The following is a 20,860-nucleotide window of genomic DNA, read 5'->3' as shown; positions in this document are numbered from 1 at the left end:
CCGAAAGAATACACTTCTACCATCAAAGGATTTGAAAGCAACAGCAAGCCGGTAAAAGCTCGTTATGTAAAAGTAAAAGCAACCAATTTTGGAAAATTACCAGACTGGCATCAAGGTTTTCCGTTTAATGGCGAGGCATTTATTTTTGTAGATGAGATTAAGGTAGACTAGATAACCTCCCATCAAACCTTTCCAAAGGAGAGAGACGAGACATATAAAAATTCTCTAAATTTTAAGGGAATAATCCTTTTCAATCTATTTCAATCGTAGCGAATCAAAAAAATTAGCAAAATCTATTAAATCTATTAAAGGCTTAATAGTTTTCAGCAGTAGAAGAAGTTGTCAGAAAAAAACCTAATCTTTCCAGCCCCATGGTGCGGAAGGATTTTCAATTGTTTTTGTCAAATCAAATTTCACCGAAAAAACTCTGTCAGAACCAATTCTTCTCAAATTATAAGTAAATGAAGTTTCGTCAACGGTTATCCACCAAACGTTATTTGAAGCATAATCAATCAAATCACATGTTTGTTGGTCGGCCGGAAATATTTGTATACCGGGTAATCCTGAGTTGGGAGTAGTGCCACCGTATTGGGTGACTTTATCTTCTGTTCCATCTTCATGGCGATGGTCATGTTTGAGGGTAATTAGATCATTATTGAGGGTTAATATCCACGTTCTTGACTTGTCATCTCCAACGAAAAAAGGAATCTTTATGGTGTTTTCAACGCAACTTCGAACATGCATAACCAATCTTTTGCCACGAAAATCATCATCAGCAGGACCTTCTGTAATTTGTCCTTCAAACGATTTTTCGCAATGTGCTTTCAAGGTAGCCCAAAACTGTTGAGCTCCTGATTTTTCTTGTGAAAAAAGAGAAAAAGAAGTTACTAAAAAAAAAAAAACTATTTTTTTCATAGAATAAATTTTGTCTAAGGTAAGAAATAATAAATAATGTATTTTTATAAAAAGTTTTAGACATGAAAATTTCACTTATTCAAGCTCCCATAGTTTGGGATAATCCAATTGCGAACATATTGTATTTTCAGCAAAAAATAATGGAAATTGATGAAGAAACTGCTTTGATTGTTTTGCCGGAAATGTTTACTTCCGGTTTTACGATGGAACCATTTGCTTCAGCAGAAAACATGAACGGAGAAACCATCTCCTGGTTAAAAAAAATAGCCGAAACGAAGAAAGTGGCCATCACCGGAAGTTTAATCATTTTTGAAAATAAACATTTTTATAACAGATTGGTTTTTGTTTATCCCTCCGGTAAAATAGATTATTATGACAAGCGGCATTTATTCACTTTGGCGGGAGAAAATAAAATTTATGAACCGGGAACAACTAAAAAAGTAATTAAATACATGGGTTGGAAAATATGTCTTCAAATTTGTTATGATTTGCGATTCCCTGTTTTTTCCAGAAATACAGAAGACTACGATTTGTTGATTTATGTTGCAAATTGGCCTGAAACTCGAATCAATGCTTGGGATATTTTACTGAAAGCAAGAGCTGTTGAAAACATGTGTTATGTTTTGGGGGTTAACCGAATTGGTTCCGATTTTAATAAATTGGAATATGTTGGCCATTCCCAAGTAATTGATGAATTAGGTTATTTTTTGTTGGAACCGCAAGTAGATGAAGGAATTTTTCAAGCAGATTTAGATATGAAAAAGCTCTTGAATACGAGAAAAAAGTTAAATTTTTTAGCAGACAGAGATGAATTTGTAATTAAACTAAACAAAAGTGCTGAATAATCATTCGCTACTGAATTTCAGCGTTTGATCAACGTCCCAATTTGCACGAACATCAATTTCTGTTGGAAAATAACGTACTTCTTCCGTTTGTCGTTTTTCTAAATAACTTCCGGTATCCCATACTCTGTTTTTGTTGTCATCATAGACGATTCGTACGGTAAACAAAGCCGGCTGGAGTAAATTAAAATCAATCGTAGTTTCACCCTCTGAATAGGCGGACGCTTGTATATCTCCTTTTGCATTGGTTAATTCAACTATGATTGGGAAAGATTTAATACCTTCTAAATGCAGTCGTAAATTACCATAATCCGTCAGGTTTTTGGTCCCAATTGTAAATGCTAGTGAGTCACTTTCTCTTTCTAATAAATCAGTAAATGCACCTTTTTCAAGGGTTAATTTATATCTTTCAAGAGGTTCTTTCTTAAAATCGATAACGACAAGTTGTTTTGGTTCATCATATTGCGTTGTAAAAACAACGGCAACAGAATCTTTATTAGTAAGTTTGATTTTTGACGCATCAATCTTTGTAATTGGGATGGAACTTTTCAGGGTATATTTCTCGCCTAGATGTAAAACGCCACTTTGAACAGCATTAATACGCAGCGAATCTGCTTTTTGGGTATTAAATTTTAGTTTAAATTCTTTTTCCAACACATTTTTTTTCACTTTTATTGAAAGTGAATCAGCTTTAATTGGTTTAAACCAAATTTGTAATGAATCTTTATTTTCAAAAGGAGTAACAACAGTTGGAACAATTTCATCTCCATTTTTGAGTTCGATTTTTACATCATTGGATTTACCTTCATGACCTAAAATAATTCGATTTCCGGATGCTTGTGAAGGTCTAATAGGTTTAAAAGGCAACTCTTCTTTGAATAATTCTAATTCATAAGCTGCATTATCTGGAATAGTAACGATTTCACTATGAAATGCTATTTTGTCTTTTTTCGGATCAAATTTATTATTGTTGTTATAATCTTTCATAGCCACCAATAAGTATTCACCGGCCTTTATATTTTCTAACGTGAAGGTCTTTAGGCTGTCTAATGTATTGGTAATATACCTTGGAACTTCCTTATAAACAATTGAATCATAAAATTTTTCATTCCGCTCATAAAGCATGACGGAAACAAAATTATCTGTTTTTTTGGCGTAAGCATCCTTTATTTGACCTACTAATTGCAGGGAATCGATATATGTTCCGGTGGAAAAAATATATTTAAATTGTTGGTATGGATTGCCTTCATTGTTATCTTGAATGCTTTGTCCGAAATTAAGACTATACGTAGTATTTGGCGTTAAAGTATCATTTAGGGTGATTGTCAAAATTTTTGTAGGCGTAGAAGGCAAAATCAACGGCATATTTTTCATCGGAGGCGAAATAATCAATTGTTTGTTGATGTCTTTCAGCTTGATGTATTCATCAAAATACAATTTTATTTTATTTCCTTTAAATTCGGTAGATAAGTTTTTAGGCTCGCTCATTTTCATGATTGGTGGAATAGAATCTTTCACTCCGCCAGTAATAGTACCTCTTTTTGCGCAACTTGCAAACAAAACCGATAAAATGATAAGGATTAAAACTCTCATGAAATAAAATGCTTTCTTCGTAGCCACAAAATAACAATTATATTTAGTGGAAATGAAATGTTTTAGGTTTTTCTTTGCGTTTTATGAATGAGTATAGGCCATGCAAACAATACTTAATTTAGCTCCGGGTATTTTCAAAATTGCCTTTCCACATTGTTCCAGCGTTGATCCGGTGGTAATAACATCATCAATTAAGAGATAATGTTTGTGATGGTCTTTTTCTGTAAAGTCAACATCAAAAACCGACTTTTTAGTTTCCGTTCGTTCCAAAAAATTCTTTTTGGATTGTGTTTTAGCATAACTATCTCTGTGTAGAATGTTTTCACACAAAGGTATTTGAAGCGATTTTGAGATAGCCTGACCAAAAGTAGTCATTTGATTGTAACCACGTTCTTGCATTCGTTTTTTGTGTAAAGGAACCGGTATAATGGCATCAAAGAAAAGTTCAGCATGAATATTTTTAAGGTCTTCAGCATACCATTCTCCTAATAAAGTGCCAATTTCCTGCCGGTTTTTGTATTTTAAATTGTGAATGAGTTCTTGAACAATGCCATTTTTGTGAAAGTAAAGTAAAGCGGAAGCATGTTCTAAAGTCAAACGGCCGTAAAATTTTCGAATAATTTCATTGTTCTGATTTTCACAATGAAGTGTTAACGGAAAATGATGACGACAAGTTGTGCAAACTATATTTTCATTGGCTAACAAATGTTCTTTGCAAGCCAAACAAACTTTAGGGAAGAATAAATTGAGTAAATCTTTTAGCATAAACAATTATAAACTACAGTCTTTATTTTTCAAAATAAAGATACATTAAATTTATAATTATTCAATTACAAACGAGTTTCTTGATTTCTTTTTTTTAAGCTTACATAGAAAAAGAGTAGATAAAAGATAAAAACGGAAAATAAATTCAATACCAATATGCCCAAAAAGCCACCGCCATAAATGAAAATTATAGAAAACAACATAATAAAAGCATTAACTATTGTTGCTTTTGCCAATGCTTTTTCTCTGTAAACGCGTAAGAATTCAAATTCATTTTTTTCCTTAGAAAAAACAATAAGTCCAAAACCTAGAACAAAAAGAATGAGGGTAATTTCATCTATAAAATTGCTTTGGGATATTACAAAAATTTTAGTTTCTAAATAAATCGAAACTATTGCAAATACGGGTATTGTATAATTTAAATCAAATTTTAAATAAAGTACAGAAAAAACAATCGCAATAAGAACCAAAATAACGCCAACGGCTTTGTAATAATAGGGGAAAAGAAAATTTTTCATTGCAATTTTAAGATAGTAAGTATATTAAATTTTTATATTCGATTAGGCAAGGTAGAAAACCTTACCTAATCGAAAAACAATGTATTAAATTGTTAATTTTCAGCACTGGTGTAAACCGGGAATGTAGAGCTGGTACCATCTTCAAAGTCAACTTTTACACCGACCATTCCAAATTTGTGATTTGCGATGTATGTAATTTTATTGATTCCACTCACTCTATTTGAATTGCCTAATGTTGATTCCACTTGAATAGTTTTAATCATGTAAAAACCATAAGGATAATCATCAACACCGGTTTTACTAACAACGGTTCTTACGTTTCCTGAAGTTCCGGCAGCATAAGTGTCACCAACTGATGAATCATATTTAACTAAAACGCCTGCCAAAGGACCGGTAACACATTTAATACCGCCTGTTGTTTGTTGGATTTTTAAATTGTCAATAGAAACAGAATTGCCATCGATTACTACACCGGGGAAGTTTGAAATCATATTTTTTACTAACGAATTAGTTACAGTGGCTTGAGCACTATAGCTTGAAATTCCGTCTTCAAGGCTTTCAACTACTGCCGAAAAATCACTTACACCCGCAATTTCAGAAGAACTTGAGTGAACAGTTACACCAACTAAACCCATCTCAGACTGAGTCCCATTTATTTCATTGGGATCATCTTTATCAACCAAATCATCACATGATACGCTTAAAATCCCTATAGAAAAGAACATAAGCAAGTTTACTAAATTTTTCATGATATATATTTTAATAATTATGAAATATCAACTTTATCGCTATTAAAGTTAAGAAATTATCAAATTAAAACCTAATAAATTCAGCATAAAAACAATGTTTGCATCAATTAAATTAACTTAAAAAATAAAAGCAATTCTTCTCTTTTTTATCTATTCACTTTTTATATTTTTGTATCATTATGGCAAAACAAGAAGATAATTTTAAGAACGTAATTTCACATGCAAAAGAGTACGGATTCATTTTTCCGTCGAGTGAAATTTACGACGGTTTGAGTGCAGTATACGACTATGCTCAAAACGGAGCAGAATTAAAGAAAAATATCAGGGAATATTGGTGGAAATCAATGGTGCAAATGCACGAAAACATTGTAGGTATTGACGCTGCGATTTTTATGCATCCTACCACTTGGAAAGCTTCCGGTCACGTGGATGCGTTTAACGACCCATTGATTGACAACAAAGATTCCAAAAAAAGATACCGTGCCGATGTTTTAATTGAGGATTATGCTGAGAAACTAAATCAAAAAGCACAAAAGGAAATAGACAAAGCGAAAGAACGTTTTGGAGAAGCTTTTGACGAGGCACAATTTGTGGCAACTAATGCTCGTGTGATGGAATACAAAGCTAAACAACGTGAAATTTTGGAAAGAATGGCTCGTTCGTTAGGAAATGAAGATTTAGCCGATGTAAAAGCTTTAATTGAAGAATTAGAAATCGCATGTCCGGAATCGGGTTCTCGCAATTGGACTGAAGTGCGTCAGTTTAACTTGATGTTCGGGACAAAAATTGGGGCTTCTGCTGATTCTTCTATGGATTTATATTTACGCCCTGAAACTGCTCAGGGGATTTTTGTAAATTTCTTAAACGTTCAAAAATCGGGGAGAATGAAGATTCCTTTTGGAATTGCTCAAACCGGAAAAGCATTTAGAAACGAAATTGTAGCCCGTCAATTCATTTTCCGTATGCGGGAATTTGAACAAATGGAAATGCAATTTTTTGTGAAACCGGGCGAAGAAATGAAATGGTATGAATATTGGAAAGAAACCCGTTTAAAATGGCATTTATCACTTGGTTTAGGAAGAGAAAATTACCGTTTTCACGACCATGAAAAATTAGCTCATTATGCCAATGCTGCAGCCGATATTGAATTTAATTTTCCATTCGGATTTAAAGAATTAGAAGGAATTCATTCTAGAACCGACTTTGATTTGAAAGCTCATGAACAATATTCAGGCAAGAAGTTGCAATATTTTGATACAGAGGAGAATAAAAATTATGTTCCATATGTGGTAGAAACTTCAGTTGGTTTGGACCGTATGTTTTTGGCCGTTTTCGCCAATTCATTAACAGAAGAAACATTGGAAGACGGTTCCACCAGAACTGTTTTGCGTTTGCCATCGGTTTTAGCACCAACAAAAGCGGCTGTTTTACCATTAATTAAGAAAGACGGTTTGCCTGAAATTTCAAGAAAGATTGTAGAAGAATTGAAATGGGATTTCAACGTAGCCTATGATGAAAAAGATGCTGTGGGTCGTCGTTACAGAAGGCAAGATGCGTTGGGCACACCTTTTTGCATTACAGTTGACCACCAAACGACAGAAGATGAGACGGTAACTATTCGTCACCGCGATACCATGCAACAAGACCGCGTGAAAATTTCTGAGTTAAGAGACATTATTACAAACGATGTTTCCATGCGAAACTGGTTGATGAAAATGTAAGCTTCCAAAATTTAAAATAAAAAAATCCCAAGTTTCAAATAATTGAAATTTGGGATTTTAATTTATCAATTAATTTATTAGAATCTATATCCAACAGTTATACCACCTCTTCCAATAAATTCATAATCGCGAGTGTCATTATATTCACTGAATAAGTTTCGGCCAACGCCGGCATTAATTTCAACAAGAACACCTCTTTTAGAAACCCATTTTCCGCCAACGCCGATACCAAAGGCAAAATCAGTGATAGTTTTGTTAGCATCTTGGTAATAACCATTATAATCATAAACATAGTCATCCACTTGATTCAACATCCCAAAACCTTCTAAAAAAAATCCGGCTGCCGGTTTTTTACCAAAATAGAAACGATAGTAAGGTGTAACTGAAAAAACGACATCTTGATCTTTGGTAAAAGGAATGTTTACACTAATTCCAATGCCTGATTCTTCGTTTAATAATCGTTCATAAGTAGCTTCAAAACTCCCCAAAACTAAAAATAAAGCATTTCCTTTCAATTCATTCCTTTTGAATTCCGGAATTTCATTTTCTTGTGCAAAAGACGAAAAGCCGATCAGGCTAATAAGTAAAAAAAGTGTTTTTCTCATAATTTAATTGATTTTTTTTACGAAAGTAACAAATAACATGCCATTTTTCGTATAAAAGTCTGTGAAAATTCTTTATTTTCTTGATTTAATTTATTTCATTCAATGACGTTTTTATAGGGATTTAATTTTTAGTAAAAAGGTTATACTAGTTTTTAATCGGAAATTTTTGCGTGTTATCGAAACGTTAGAAAATTACTTTTTAAAGGACTTTTTTTAACTTATGTTTGTTAATAATTATAATGATTTACACAAAAATACCCCGATTATTATAAGTAAAATTGTTAAAGTGTAAAACCGCCCCTTATTTTTACGCAAATAACCTACAAATCAGCATAATATAACAAAAAAAAAGAACGAAAGGTTGTTGGTGCTTCCTCCGTTTTTGATTTGATTTGATAGGTTTATGAAGTATTCATATATCATTCTTGACGATGATACTAAAAGTATTTTGAAAATACAGTCCGTAATGGAAAGTTTTTCAAATTTTACACTTTTAGGCTCAGCTACACAGTATGATGATGCTTTAAACTTAGTCTTAGAATGTCAACCTGATTTTGTTTTCCTGGAAATCAATCCAATTTCCACTTCTTCCAATCTTTCCTTATTGTTAATCAATGAATTACATCGATATTTAAAAAAAATACCAAAAATTATTGCCATTTCACATGATTCTTCCAAAGCATTTGAAGCGGTAAAATATGATGTGTTGGATTTTTTGATTAAACCATTTGCAATTAGCGATGTTCGTAAAGCCTTATTACGATTTGAAAAAACCATTGATATTCCCGTAATTCCTTTAAATCCTGAGCCACGTAAGCTTCAAGAGTTTAAAAATAGTGAACCGGAAGAAGCGTTTTTAAAGGAGAAGGAGACATCAAACCAGCCAATTTCTTTAAAAGCGGAGCCTACTTCTGACAAATCACTAAAGGATGAGTTATTTTCGCTTTTAAGAAATGAAATAGCCGGACTTAAAGAGGCACTTCTGGAAATGGCTAATAGCCAGAAATCAGAGATGAACACGGAGCTTATTGTAAATCAACTTGTAAAAACGATTGAAAAGCATTTGCCTCAAGACAAAATTACGGTTGATTTAGAACAATTGCTTTCAGAAATTAAAATGATTTCAAAAGATTCTTCTGTAAATAGCAAAGTAAATGAAGAAGTAAGCCGTAATTTAATTTGCATAAAATCGTATGGTGATTATCGCTTTTTAGAGTTAGACGAAATTGCTTTTTTGAAGGCAGATAATAATTCTACGGATATCACCATGAATAATGGAGAAGTCATTATAGCATTCAAAACATTAAAATATTTTGAAGAAAATTTACCTAATTACTTCTTTAGAATTCACAACAGCTATATTGTCAATAAAAATTATGTTTCAAGAGTTCACACGGGAAATACAGTTTGTTACATAAAAAACACGAAAACACAACTTCCGTTTTCAAAGAGTTATAAAGAGAATGTTGAACTTATTATTGCCCAATTAGCGGGGTCAGATTTTAAAGACATTTAAAAAACTCTATTCTACCAAGATTTAATACCAATCCACACCCAAAAGGATTACACTCACCATTTACCCCTTGATTTTATTGGCTGTACTAGAGATGCACTTTACTTTTACGTCCTGATTGAAAGGTATCCCCACGTTAGGCAGCCATCTTTCTGTATAATCACAGTTAATGAGTACATCACACCATTATTCAAGAATAGCACCAAAAATTTAATTTACGAAATAACTTAAAACAAAAAATACCATGAAGACATTATTTGCATTTTTAGGATTGTTTATGTTTGCTTCTGTTTCTTCAACAGATTTAACTGAAAGCACATTAACAAGTAACGAACCTCAGTTAATGGAAACTGGAGAGTATTCAACTAGTCCTGCTAGAAAAAGAGATTTAGTAATGACTACTGAAACAGGAGAATATTCAACAAGTCCAGCGAGAAAAAGAGATTTACCACGTGTATCTGAATCAACATCAGAAACTGGAGAGTATTCAACTAGTCCTGCTAGAAAAAGAGATTTAGTAATGACTACTGAAACAGGAGAATATTCAACAAGTCCAGCGAGAAAAAGAGATTTACCACGTGTATCTGAATCAACATCAGAAACTGGAGAGTATTCAACAAGCCCTGCTAGAAAAAGAGATTTAGTAATGGTAACAGAAACAGGAGAATATTCAACAAGTCCAGCAAGAAAAAGAGATTTGGTTTAGATTTCTGTTAACCTTAAAAATATATTTAAGACTACTTTTTTAAAGTAGTCTTTTTTTTTATTTATATTTGGCCAGCCATAATTTACACAACTTGAAAAAAAGAACGTTTTTTTTAGCCTTTGTCTTTGTTTTTTTGGTGTATTGTTCCGATAATAAAAATACTTTTTCGGACAATTCAAAAAAACAAGATTCTCTTGAGATATTTTTAGAGAATGCATTTAATAATAATTTAAAATTTAATGAACGTTATTTAAATAATGGAAAAGCACTAAAAATAGTAGAGACACTTCCAAATGATTCCACCAATCGAAAAAATTACCTGAGAATAGCCATACGTTATTTTAATATTGACAAGTTTGATGATTTTAAAAAAGTTGCTGAGAAAGCAAAAGATCTTTCTGTTGAAGTTAAAGATACTTTAAACTCTGCAAGAGCTTATACTTTTTTGGGGGATTATTATAAAAAAATAACTAAAAGTGATAGTGCTTTTTTATATTACAATCAAGCAGAGAAAGAATATATAAAACTAAAAGACAACCTCAATATTGGGGAAATGTATTTAAACAAAGCAGAAATCCAATTCAACAATCGCGATTTTAGAGGAGCAGAAAACACGGCTTATATCGCGATGAAGTTTTTACGGTTGGGCAAAGACAGTTATTTAGAATACCAAGCTTTAAGTCTAATCGGGATGTGTTTAACGGAATTGACTGAATATGATAATGCAATTGATTTTCATAAAAAAGCATTGGCAATCGTAGATAGAAATGAAATCCCAACCTTTATGCAAAGAAGAGCGAGCACGCTTAACAATATAGGATTAATTTATAAAAATAAGAATGATTTTGCACAAGCTTTGCAGAATTTTAGAGTAGCTTTTAATGAGCCTAATTTAAAGAAGGACGACCCTTTTCTTTACGCTATGGTTTTAGATAACCTTGCACATGCCAAGTTAAAAGAGAATGATTTTACAGATTTACCCGGTTCTTTTTATACAGCTTTGAAGATTAGAGACAGTTTGAAAATTACAACCGGAATAATTGTTAACAAAATTCACATATCTGAATATTATGATGCTAAAAAGCAAAAAGACAGTGCTTTAAAATATGCTAATGAAGCACATAGTCTTGCATTATCTTCAAATAGTATAGGACATCAGTTGTTAACTTTAAAGCAATTAGGAAATGTTGAAACAGAAAAAAGTAATTTTTATTCAAAAGAATATGTTAGTTTAAGTGATACTTTAATACAAACTGAAAGAAAGGTCAGTGAAAAATTTGCTCGAATTGAATTTGAAACAGATGAATTCAAGCGACAAAAAGAACAACTTACAATTCAAAATCGAAATATTATTTTTTTTGCATTATTAGCATTTTTTATTGTTGTTTTGCTTTACATTATTCGAGATCAACGAAGTAGAAATGCCCGTTTTAAATTACGTGAAGCTCAACAACGTGCTAATGAGGAAATATATGCTTTGATGTTGAGTCAACAAAAAAAATTAGATGAAGTTATTCAAAAAGAGAAACAACGAATCGGTCAGGAGTTACATGATGGAGTGCTAGGCCGTTTGTTTGGAGCAAGGTTGAATTTGGATAGTTTAAATAAAAAAGACGATGCGCAGGCTGTTGCCGGAAGAAATCATTATATTTCAGAATTAAAAAATATTGAACAAGATATTCGAGAGATTTCTCATGAATTGAATAGAGAGAAATATGCCTTGATTAATAACTTTGTGGCCATCTTAACCAATTTATTCGAAGAACAGAAAACATTATCTGAAGATACAGATTTAAAGTACAGCATTGATTCAGCAATTAAGTGGGACAAAGTGGGTAACAATATAAAAATTAATGTTTACCGCATTATTCAAGAGTCGTTACAAAATATTAATAAGTATGCAGCGGCTAAAAACATTTCTATTAATCTGATTAAAGATGCCGATAATCTGCATATCAATATAATTGATGATGGTGTTGGTTTTGATGTTGATAAAAAAAGCAAAGGAATTGGTTTGCAAAATATAGAATCTCGCGTAACTATTTGCCATGGAACATTTGAACTAAAATCAAAAAAAGGAAAAGGAACAAGTATTGCCATTGATATACCATTAGAACAACAACCCACTACATAGCCATGTCAAAAAATTACCAAATTATTATTGTTGATGATCATCCATTCATCATTGAGGCCTACAAAAATGCTTTAAAAAGCTACAGTGCTAATAACTTTGAATATACAACCACTCAGGCCAATAATTGTAAATCAGCTTATGAAATTATTACAACGACATCACAACCGTTTGATATTGCATTTCTAGATATAAGTATGCCTCCCTATGAGGAAAAAAACATTATGTCAGGAGAGGATTTGGCTAAATTGCTTCGTAAGCTGATGCCTGATTGTAAAATCATCTTGTTGACCATGCACACCGAGTTAATCAAAATCAATTCAATTATTAAAGAGATTAATCCGAATGGACTAATTATTAAAAATGATTTGACCTTTGATGAATTATTGAATGCATTTAATAAAATTTTAAATAATGATAATTATTACAGTCAAACAGTAGTAAAGTTTGTGAGTCAATCTCAATACGAAAATCTACAGGTTGATGAATTTGATAAACAAATATTATTTCATTTATCTAAAGGAGTTAAAACCAAAGATCTTCCCAGTTATGTCCCACTTTCATTAAGTGCCATTGAAAAGCGAAAATTAAATTTGAAAGAAATTCTTAGCGTAAAGGGAAGTAGTGATATAGAGCTTATAACAGAAGCAAAAAACAAGGGGTTGATTTAATCACCACCTTTTTTATTTGAACTAACCGTAGTAAAATTGGCGTAAAACCACATTCTTTTTTGTGGGAAACCGTAATTAAAGTATTGAAAATCAATATACTTTTATATCGAGTTAGTTAGCAGATTAGAATTTACAAATCAATCTAAGAACAAAACAGAGTAACCCGATTCAAATACCACCTTTTTGTAAGTCCCCAATGACTTAAACTACTTATCGGTCACTCAAAAAAATCATAAAAGCAATAGGCCCCAAACTATTGCTTTTTTTAATGCCTTTTTTTAATATATAATCAGTAAAATTTCAATTACGGGAAACCACATCAAAAAAATGCGTGAACCCGTAATACATTCTGCGGAGAACCGTATTTGAAAATGAAAAGCACCAGGCTATCTTTACATCATCAATAACAAAGAATTATCATAATAAAAATATTGACCTAAGAACGTAACTAAGTAGTCGAACCTGAAGAAGAAATACCACCCTTTTGCCCCAACGAAAGATCTTATTCAAACCAAAGACAACTACTTAAAAAGTCAAAACTAAAAAAAGCGAAACACCCCAATATCTCGCTTTTTTTAGTTTTTAAATCAAATAGTTATTCTTCCATGGCATTCCAACCTCTAGCTTTCATTTCTATTTTTTGATTGGCTCGGGTAACTAAATGTATTCCTTCCGATTGTTTATTGAAGTGACCAATTACAGTAAGGTTTGGGTTCGCTTTTATTTTATCAAAATCTTCTAAAGCTATAGTGAACAATAATTCATAATCTTCCCCACCATTAATAGCTACAGTAGTACTATCAATATTGAATTCTTCGCAAACAGATATTAATTGAGGATCTAACGGTAATTTTTCTTCATAAATTGTACAGCCAACGTTAGATTGTTTGCAAAGATGCATCACTTCAGATGACAATCCATCTGAAATATCTATCATTGAAGTGGGTTTTACTTCTAATTTTTCTAATAATTCACGAATATCTGTGCGAGCTTCCGGTTTCAATTGCCGTTCGATTAAATACGTATAATTTTCTAAATCGGGTTGATTGTTCGGGTTGACCTGAAATACTTGTTTTTCGCGTTCCAAAACTTGTAAACCCATATAGGCAGCACCAATATCACCGGTTATAACAACCAAATCATTTTCTTTAGCCCCGTTTCTATATATAATTTCTTCTTCTTTAGCTTCTCCAATGGCGGTAATTGAAATAATTAATCCTTTTTGCGAAGAAGTAGTGTCGCCACCCACTACATCCACATTATATTCTTTAGCAGCGTGTGTGATTCCGTCAAATAAATCCTCTAATGCTTCAAGCGGAAATCGGTTGGAAACCGCAATAGAAACCGTGATTTGCGTAGGTTTTGCATTCATTGCACAAATATCGGAAACGTTAGCCACCACGGCTTTGTAACCCAAATGTTTTAACGGCATATAAGCCAAATCAAAATGTACGCCTTCAATTAATAAATCGGTGGTAACAACAGCTTTTTTGTCCTTAAAATCCAGTACTGCAGCATCATCACCAATTCCTTTGAGGGTGGATGGTTGGTTGATTTCGAAATGCTTGGTTAAATGGTCAATTAAACCGAATTCGCCTAATTGAGCGATGGAAGTGCGTTGAGGGTTTTTGTCTTCTATCATAATTAGTTTAGGTAACGAAACAATCGTATTATTTCAAATATAAATTATTTTAAGTTGCAAAGGTACAAAGTTTAAAATACTAAAGGACTAGGTTGGGTTTAGAAACAAATTATATTCTTAAATTTATATAATATTATGAAACGTATAAAAATGAAAAATTTTGACATAGTTACCCTCACAATAAATCCTGCTCTTGACAAAAGTGCTAATTTTTCAGGATTAATTCCTGAGCAAAAAATAAGATGTGAGACACCTAGGTATGATGCTGGTGGTGGCGGAATTAATGTTTCTAAAGCAATTTCTAGATTGAATGGAGAATCGATGTGTATCTATACTTCTGGAGGACCAATTGGTCTAATGTTGCAAGAATGTTTTGAAAAAGAAACAATTGCCTCGCATGTGATTTTAACTAAAAATTGGACTCGTGAAAATTTTGTAGCCTATGATGTTTCAACACAATCACAATATCGTTTTGGGTTTCCGGGTGCCGCTATTTCCGAAACAGAACAAGCGCAAATTATGGCTACAATAACTAATTTAAAACCCAAGTATTTAGTCATCAGTGGAAGTATAAACGAAGGTCTGTCTTCTAGTTTTTATCAAACGATTTGTGTCTTGATGAAAAATTCAGATACAAAAATTATTGTAGACACGGCTGGTGAAGCTTTACAAAAGGTACTTGAAACAGGGGTTTATTTAATAAAACCTAATATAGGGGAGTTAGCAAAATTAATGAATGTTGAGAGATTAGAACTTAATGGAGTAGAAGGCGCAGCTAAAAAATTAATACAAAATCAAAGCGTAGAAATAGTTGTGGTTTCCCTTGGTCCAAATGGTGCCATTTTAGTTACAAAAGATCAAACAGAATTTGTTGCAGCTCCAGCAGTCATCAAAAAGAGTACTGTTGGTGCTGGTGACAGTATGGTTGGTGCGATGGTTTGGGCTTTATCTCAAAACAAATCATTTAAAGAAGTTCTAAAATGGGGAGTTTCATGTGGTACAGCAGCCACCATGAATGAAGGAACACAACTTTTTAATCGGGATGATGCTATGAAATTGTTTGAAGATATGAAGTAATAAAACCCAACAACTCTCGTCATTGGGTTTGTATCGTATAGACGTTGCACTGCAACGTCTCTAATCATTCAACTTCAAAACCGCCATAAAAGCCTCTTGTGGAATCTCTACATTCCCCACCTGACGCATTCTCTTTTTCCCTTTTTTCTGTTTTTCCAACAGTTTTCGTTTACGGGAAATATCTCCACCGTAACATTTGGCGGTCACGTCTTTTCGCAACGCTTTTATCGTTTCACGAGCAATGATTTTTGCACCAATTGCGGCTTGAATCGGAATGTCAAACTGTTGTCTCGGAATCAATTCACGCAGTTTTTCACACATTTTCTTACCAATATTATAGGCATTGTCTTCATGAATCAAAGCCGACAAAGCATCCACTGATTGAGCGTTTAACAACACATCTAATTTTACTAATTTTGAGGTACGCATCCCAATAGGTGAATAATCAAACGAAGCATATCCTTTGGAAACCGTTTTCAATCGGTCGTAAAAATCAAATACAATTTCAGCCAACGGCATATCAAAATTCAATTCAACTCTCTCAGTAGTTAAATAGGTTTGATTGGTAATTACACCGCGTTTTTCAATACACAAACTCATTACATTACCCACAAATTCTGCTTTGGTAATGATGGTAGCTTTAATATATGGTTCTTCTACTCGATCTAATTTTGATGGTTCGGGCAAATCAGATGGATTATTTACAATCAAGATCGTTTCCGGTTCTTTTTTGGTAAAGGCATGATAGGAAACGTTGGGAACTGTTGTAATCACGGTCATGTCGTACTCACGTTCCAAGCGTTCTTGAATAATTTCTAAATGCAACATTCCTAAAAATCCGCAACGGAAACCAAAACCTAAAGCAGCAGAACTTTCAGGAACAAAAACCAACGCTGCATCGTTTAGCTGTAATTTTTCCATCGAAGCACGCAAATCTTCATAATCTTCGGTGTCAACAGGATAAATTCCGGCAAAAACCATCGGTTTCACATCCTCAAAACCTGTAATCATATTGGTGGTAGGATTTTTAGCATCGGTTAATGTATCTCCTACTTTAACTTCTTTTGCTTCTTTAATACCCGAAATTAAATACCCAACATCGCCAGTTGAAATCACGTTTTTTGGAACTTGATTCAATTTTAACGTCCCCACTTCATCCGCAAAATATTCATTCCCAGTGGCCATGAATTTAATCTTCTGACCTTTTTTAATTTCACCATTTTTCACTCGGAAAATCACCTCAATACCACGAAACGGATTGTAATGTGAGTCAAAAATCAACGCCTGCAACGGTTCATCAACATTTCCTTTTGGAGCTGGGATTTTTTCAATAATCGCCGCCAAAATATTTTCTACACCAAAACCGGTTTTACCCGAAGAGTGAATAATATCTTCTAATTTACAACCCAGTAAATCGATGATATCGTCGCTCACTTCCTCCGGATTGGCACTGGGCAAATCCACTTTATTCAACACCGGAATAATTTCCAAGTCGTTTTCTAAAGCCAAATATAAATTGGAAATCGTTTGAGCCTGAATACTTTGGGCCGCATCTACAATCAACAAAGCCCCTTCACAAGCGGCAATGGATCGCGAAACTTCATAGGAGAAATCCACGTGTCCGGGCGTATCAATCAAATTCAAAATATATTTTTCGCCTTTGTACGTATATTCCATTTGAATCGCGTGACTCTTAATCGTAATCCCACGTTCTCGCTCCAAATCCATATTATCCAGCAATTGAGCCTTTTCCTCACGAGCCGTCACCGTTTGCGTAGCCCCCAATAATCGGTCGGCCAACGTACTTTTACCGTGGTCAATGTGAGCAATAATGCAAAAATTTCGTATGTTCTTCATCTTCGTTTAGTTCAATTTTATTGGGCGTTTCCCAAGGGTCGGGCTTTTCGTTCCATGTCCTCGTCACGGTTTCGCTATCGCTACACCGTTCCTGTGGGCTTTCCACTGCAATCCCTAACGCAAACCCTGCTCCTTAGCGAATTGTGTGCAAATATAAAGTAAAGTTTTCATTTTTAGGTTTGAAACTTGAAACCTTAAACCTGAAACCAGTAAAAATTAGTATATTTGTTTACTCAACTACTTAGTTATGAATGCAACAAAGGAAATAATTGTTAGAGACCTAGCAATAATGAACGGAAAACCTACAATTAAAGGAACACGAATTACGGTTGAACTAATTTTAAAAAAATTATCAGAAGGAGCAATCATAGAAGATTTACTTAAAATGTATCCTCAAATTACATACAAACAAATAATGGCGGTGTTGGATTATGCTGCAAATGTTATCAGTAATGAAGAATTATTAGATGTTTAGATGATTATTGCAGACGAAAATATTCCTTTACCAATAATTGAAACGTTGGTTAAAAATAAAATTGAAATGATTTCAATTTTTGATAATTACAGAGGTATATCAGATTTAGAAATAATTAAATTAGCTCAAAATCCTCCAAAAATTATTCTAACCGAGGACAAAGATTTTGGAGATTTAGTATTTGCATACAATCAAAATCAAGTAAGCGTCATTTTATTACGGTATCATTACTCTGAATTAGAGAAGATAATTTCCATATTGTTAAAATTTCTACTTAATCACACGATAAAAAATTATTCATTTGTTGTAATTACTACAAAGAGCATTCGAATTAGAAAAATATAAACTAGTTAGGTTTAAATAGCCCATTTTGCAAACCCCACCCGTTTCCCTATCTTTGCAAAAAAATTCCAATGCCTAAAATCGGAAACATCATTTTACCCGACTTTCCCTTACTCCTTGCCCCAATGGAAGATGTGAGTGATCCGCCGTTTCGTCGCTTGTGCAAATTGCACGGTGCCGATTTGATGTATTCGGAATTTATTTCCTCCGAAGGCTTGATTCGTGATGCAATGAAAAGCAAAATGAAATTGGATATTTTTGATTATGAACGTCCGGTGGGAATCCAAATTTTTGGTGGTGATGAAGAAGCCATGGAACTATCATCCCGAATTGTAGACGCTGTTCAACCCGATTTAGTGGATATTAATTTTGGTTGCCCGGTTAAAAAAGTGGTTTGCAAAGGAGCAGGTGCAGGTGTTTTAAAAGATGTCGATTTGATGATTCGATTAACAAAGGCAGTCATTAAAGGAACAAATCTTCCCGTAACCGTAAAAACCCGTTTGGGTTGGGATGAAAATTCCATCAACATTGATGAAGTCGCAGAACGTTTACAAGATATTGGCGTGCAAGCCTTAACGGTTCATGCCCGAACACGTGCACAGATGTATAAAGGTCATTCCGATTGGTCGCACATTGCCCGTGTCAAAAATAATCCTAGAATTATGATGCCTATTTTTGGTAATGGTGATATCGATTCGCCTGAAAAAGCATTGGAATATAAAAATAAATACGGTCTAGACGGTATGATGATTGGCCGTGCCGCCATTGGTTATCCATGGATTTTTAACGAAATCAAACATTATTTCAGCACCGGAGAACATTTACCGGAACCCACGATGAAAGACCGCATCGAAGCTGCTCGAAACCACTTAATCTGGTCAATGGAATGGAAAGGTGAACGCGTAGGAATTTTTGAAATGCGTCGCCACTACACCAATTACTTCAAAGGTGTTCACGGTTTCAAAGATTACAAACAAAAATTAGTAACCACCGATGGTGCCATGGCATTGATGGATGTTTTTGAAGAAATTGCTCAGGTGTATGCTAATTATCAAACAGTATAATTTATTCCAATAATTTTTTGCTCACTCTACTACTTGCAATCCAAGAAGCTAAAAAGCCTAGTAATGCAATTGTACTAATCACAATCACAATATTGAATATTGAAAAGCGGACAGGATAAGCCATGTTGGCATTTATCATTATAAAACCAAATTTTTGTTGGAGGAGTGTCAATACTATTCCTAAAAACAAACCAATTATTCCTCCAATCAAACAAATTAAAAAGCCTTGGTATAGAAAAATTTTTCTCAAATCACTTAAATCTGACCCTAAACTAAACATTGTTTTTAGGTTTGATTTCTTTTCAATGATTATCATGATTAATGCTCCAATTAAGGTGAAAAGTGTAACAGCAATGACCAAAGAAAAAATGAGGTACAAAACCAGATTTTCGGTATTTAGCATTTTGTAAAGCGACTCATTTAATTGAGCTCTGTTTTTGATGATAATATTATTTTGAAAAATTTTTTCTAACGATTCAACAATAGCTGATTCATCAGCTTTTGGTTCGAGTTTCAATTCAAAACCCGAAATTTGATTGGATTTATAATCTAATAATTCCTGTACAATATTTAAATTGGCAAAAACATATTTTTGATTAAGTTCTTCATTAATAAAATAGAATCCAACAGGAACTAAAACGGATCGATTAAAAGCTCCCTCAGGTGAGTCAATAGTACCTTTTCCCGGTTTTGGAACAAATGTTTCAAAGACATTGACCAAATCAAATAATCCCATGGAAAGTTTTTGACTAATACCGTGGCCAACCACAACTTGCTCAGTGTTTTCTTCTATCCATTGTCCTTGAAAAATGGTTTTTTCTACTTGATTAACTAGAGGGAAATTTTGATCAACCCCTTTGATATTGGCTAATTGATCTTTTCCATTAAAGGTAAAGAGGGCTCTTTCTTCAATAATTTTACTAAAGTTTGCAACACCTTCGAGTTGTGAAATTTCATTTTCCTGTTCAGGAGTGATAAAGATAGTTTTTCCGATTTTAGCAACTACTTTTAAATCCGGGTCAAAATCATTAGCAAACGACAGACTAAAATCTCTAAGCCCACTAAATACTGATAAAACCACAAAGAGTGCCATCGTACCCAAAATGATTCCTGCGGAGGCAATAAAAGTAATGATGTTGATTGCCGTATTTTTACTACCACTAAATAAATACCGTTTGGCTATGTAAAGCGGAAATTTCAACTTACGATTTTTTTCTTTTATCTAAAAGTTCAGGATTTTCAATTGGATTTTCATCGCCAATTAATGCTTTGTCTATTTTTTCAATATAATCCAATGAATCATCAATGAAGAACAATAAATTAGGTACTTTACGTAATTGAAGTTTTACGCGTTGCGACAAATCATGTTTGATTAAGGGTGTATTTGATTTGATTGCCGCTAAAATCACGGCTCCTTTTTCTGTAGGGAAAACACTCAAATATACTTTAGCTACTGATAAATCGGTAGTTACAGACACTTTTGAAACGGAGATAATCAAATTGGATATTCCGTTTTTACGAACTTCACCTTGCAAGATGTCTACTAAATCATTTTGTAAAACACTACCTATTTTCTTTTGCCTATTTGTTTCCATAATGCAAAAATACAGATTTTAATTTTGAAAACAGTTATCTTAGAAAAGCGGATGAAATTATTTATAGAATCTTTATGAA

Annotated in this window: 20 protein-coding genes; 10 read left to right on the top strand and 10 right to left on the bottom strand. The window is 33.3% G+C overall.

Features of this window, described 5'->3' with window-relative positions:
• Positions 1-354: 354 nt before the first annotated feature.
• Positions 355-915, bottom strand: coding sequence for a hypothetical protein (locus ACIQ2Z_RS06305; protein ID WP_396183303.1), 561 nt, complete (start codon positions 913-915; stop codon positions 355-357).
• 62 nt (positions 916-977) lie between these two features.
• Between ACIQ2Z_RS06305 and ACIQ2Z_RS06300 the strand changes: the two genes are divergently transcribed.
• The gene (locus tag ACIQ2Z_RS06300; protein WP_396183302.1) at positions 978-1,760 is read left to right on the top strand and encodes an amidohydrolase; all 783 of its coding nucleotides are present in this window, start codon (positions 978-980) and stop codon (positions 1,758-1,760) included.
• On the opposite strand, the gene ACIQ2Z_RS06295 is transcribed toward ACIQ2Z_RS06300, so the two are convergent.
• From ACIQ2Z_RS06295 to ACIQ2Z_RS06280, 4 genes are all read right to left on the bottom strand, one after another.
• Positions 1,761-3,350, bottom strand: coding sequence for an Ig-like domain-containing protein (locus tag ACIQ2Z_RS06295; RefSeq protein ID WP_396183301.1), 1,590 nt, complete (start codon positions 3,348-3,350; stop codon positions 1,761-1,763).
• Positions 3,351-3,431: 81 nt separating this feature from the next.
• A complete protein-coding gene (locus tag ACIQ2Z_RS06290) occupies positions 3,432-4,115 on the bottom strand; it encodes a ComF family protein (protein ID WP_396183300.1) in 684 nt (227 codons plus the stop codon).
• Between the two features lie 65 nt (positions 4,116-4,180).
• Entirely contained in the window at positions 4,181-4,633 is a 453-nt protein-coding gene (locus tag ACIQ2Z_RS06285) for a hypothetical protein (RefSeq protein WP_396183299.1), read from the bottom strand.
• A gap of 92 nt (positions 4,634-4,725) precedes the next feature.
• Positions 4,726-5,382: a hypothetical protein gene (locus ACIQ2Z_RS06280; protein ID WP_396183298.1), complete on the bottom strand. Its 657-nt coding sequence runs from the start codon at positions 5,380-5,382 to the stop codon at positions 4,726-4,728.
• A gap of 179 nt (positions 5,383-5,561) precedes the next feature.
• Here ACIQ2Z_RS06280 and ACIQ2Z_RS06275 point away from each other — a divergent pair, with 179 nt between their 5' ends.
• The gene (locus ACIQ2Z_RS06275) at positions 5,562-7,103 is read left to right on the top strand and encodes a glycine--tRNA ligase (RefSeq protein ID WP_396183297.1); all 1,542 of its coding nucleotides are present in this window, start codon (positions 5,562-5,564) and stop codon (positions 7,101-7,103) included.
• Positions 7,104-7,180: 77 nt separating this feature from the next.
• Here ACIQ2Z_RS06275 and ACIQ2Z_RS06270 read toward each other — a convergent pair whose 3' ends face one another.
• Positions 7,181-7,708: a DUF3575 domain-containing protein gene (locus ACIQ2Z_RS06270; RefSeq protein ID WP_396183296.1), complete on the bottom strand. Its 528-nt coding sequence runs from the start codon at positions 7,706-7,708 to the stop codon at positions 7,181-7,183.
• Between the two features lie 403 nt (positions 7,709-8,111).
• Here ACIQ2Z_RS06270 and ACIQ2Z_RS06265 point away from each other — a divergent pair, with 403 nt between their 5' ends.
• From ACIQ2Z_RS06265 to ACIQ2Z_RS06250, 4 genes are all read left to right on the top strand, one after another.
• Positions 8,112-9,224, top strand: a complete 1,113-nt coding sequence (locus tag ACIQ2Z_RS06265; RefSeq protein ID WP_396183295.1) for a LytR/AlgR family response regulator transcription factor — start codon at positions 8,112-8,114, stop codon at positions 9,222-9,224.
• Positions 9,225-9,465: 241 nt separating this feature from the next.
• Complete coding sequence (locus ACIQ2Z_RS06260; RefSeq protein WP_396183294.1) at positions 9,466-9,927, top strand: hypothetical protein; 462 nt, start codon at positions 9,466-9,468, stop codon at positions 9,925-9,927.
• Positions 9,928-10,018: 91 nt separating this feature from the next.
• The gene (locus ACIQ2Z_RS06255; RefSeq protein ID WP_396183293.1) at positions 10,019-12,061 is read left to right on the top strand and encodes an ATP-binding protein; all 2,043 of its coding nucleotides are present in this window, start codon (positions 10,019-10,021) and stop codon (positions 12,059-12,061) included.
• Positions 12,062-12,063: 2 nt separating this feature from the next.
• Positions 12,064-12,729, top strand: coding sequence for a response regulator (locus ACIQ2Z_RS06250; protein WP_396183292.1), 666 nt, complete (start codon positions 12,064-12,066; stop codon positions 12,727-12,729).
• A gap of 595 nt (positions 12,730-13,324) precedes the next feature.
• Here ACIQ2Z_RS06250 and thiL read toward each other — a convergent pair.
• On the bottom strand, positions 13,325-14,371 hold the full coding sequence (thiL, locus tag ACIQ2Z_RS06245; RefSeq protein ID WP_396183291.1) for a thiamine-phosphate kinase: 1,047 nt from the start codon (positions 14,369-14,371) through the stop codon (positions 13,325-13,327).
• A 150-nt stretch (positions 14,372-14,521) separates the two neighbouring features.
• Between thiL and ACIQ2Z_RS06240 the strand changes: the two genes are divergently transcribed.
• Positions 14,522-15,448 carry a 1-phosphofructokinase family hexose kinase gene (locus ACIQ2Z_RS06240; RefSeq protein ID WP_396183290.1) on the top strand — a complete coding sequence of 309 codons (927 nt, stop codon included), beginning with the start codon at positions 14,522-14,524 and terminating at the stop codon, positions 15,446-15,448.
• Positions 15,449-15,508: 60 nt separating this feature from the next.
• Here ACIQ2Z_RS06240 and lepA read toward each other — a convergent pair whose 3' ends face one another.
• Entirely contained in the window at positions 15,509-17,305 is a 1,797-nt protein-coding gene (lepA, locus tag ACIQ2Z_RS06235; protein WP_396183289.1) for a translation elongation factor 4, read from the bottom strand.
• A 247-nt stretch (positions 17,306-17,552) separates the two neighbouring features.
• Between lepA and ACIQ2Z_RS06230 the strand changes: the two genes are divergently transcribed.
• The 3 genes from ACIQ2Z_RS06230 (at position 17,553) to dusB (ending at position 19,186) form a co-directional block, all read left to right on the top strand.
• Positions 17,553-17,780, top strand: coding sequence for a DUF433 domain-containing protein (locus tag ACIQ2Z_RS06230; protein WP_396183288.1), 228 nt, complete (start codon positions 17,553-17,555; stop codon positions 17,778-17,780).
• Positions 17,781-18,125, top strand: coding sequence for a DUF5615 family PIN-like protein (locus tag ACIQ2Z_RS06225; RefSeq protein ID WP_396183287.1), 345 nt, complete (start codon positions 17,781-17,783; stop codon positions 18,123-18,125).
• A gap of 68 nt (positions 18,126-18,193) precedes the next feature.
• The gene (gene dusB / locus ACIQ2Z_RS06220) at positions 18,194-19,186 is read left to right on the top strand and encodes a tRNA dihydrouridine synthase DusB (protein WP_396183286.1); all 993 of its coding nucleotides are present in this window, start codon (positions 18,194-18,196) and stop codon (positions 19,184-19,186) included.
• A 1-nt stretch (position 19,187) separates the two neighbouring features.
• Here the strand turns inward: dusB and ACIQ2Z_RS06215 are convergent, their stop codons facing one another.
• Together ACIQ2Z_RS06215 and rbfA are read right to left on the bottom strand one after the other, a co-directional pair.
• Positions 19,188-20,387 (bottom strand): ABC transporter permease, encoded by a 1,200-nt coding sequence (locus tag ACIQ2Z_RS06215; protein WP_396183285.1) that lies wholly within the window; start codon positions 20,385-20,387, stop codon positions 19,188-19,190.
• 1 nt (position 20,388) lies between these two features.
• Positions 20,389-20,781, bottom strand: a complete 393-nt coding sequence (rbfA, locus tag ACIQ2Z_RS06210) for a 30S ribosome-binding factor RbfA (protein ID WP_396183284.1) — start codon at positions 20,779-20,781, stop codon at positions 20,389-20,391.
• Between the last annotated feature and the right edge of the window lie 79 nt (positions 20,782-20,860).

The organism is Flavobacterium sp. (genome assembly GCF_044361015.1).
In the GTDB taxonomy this organism is placed as follows: Bacteria; Bacteroidota; Bacteroidia; order Flavobacteriales; family Flavobacteriaceae; genus Flavobacterium.
The sequence above is the reverse complement of the archived record's forward strand: the minus strand, read 5'-3'. Positions and strand labels throughout refer to the sequence as shown.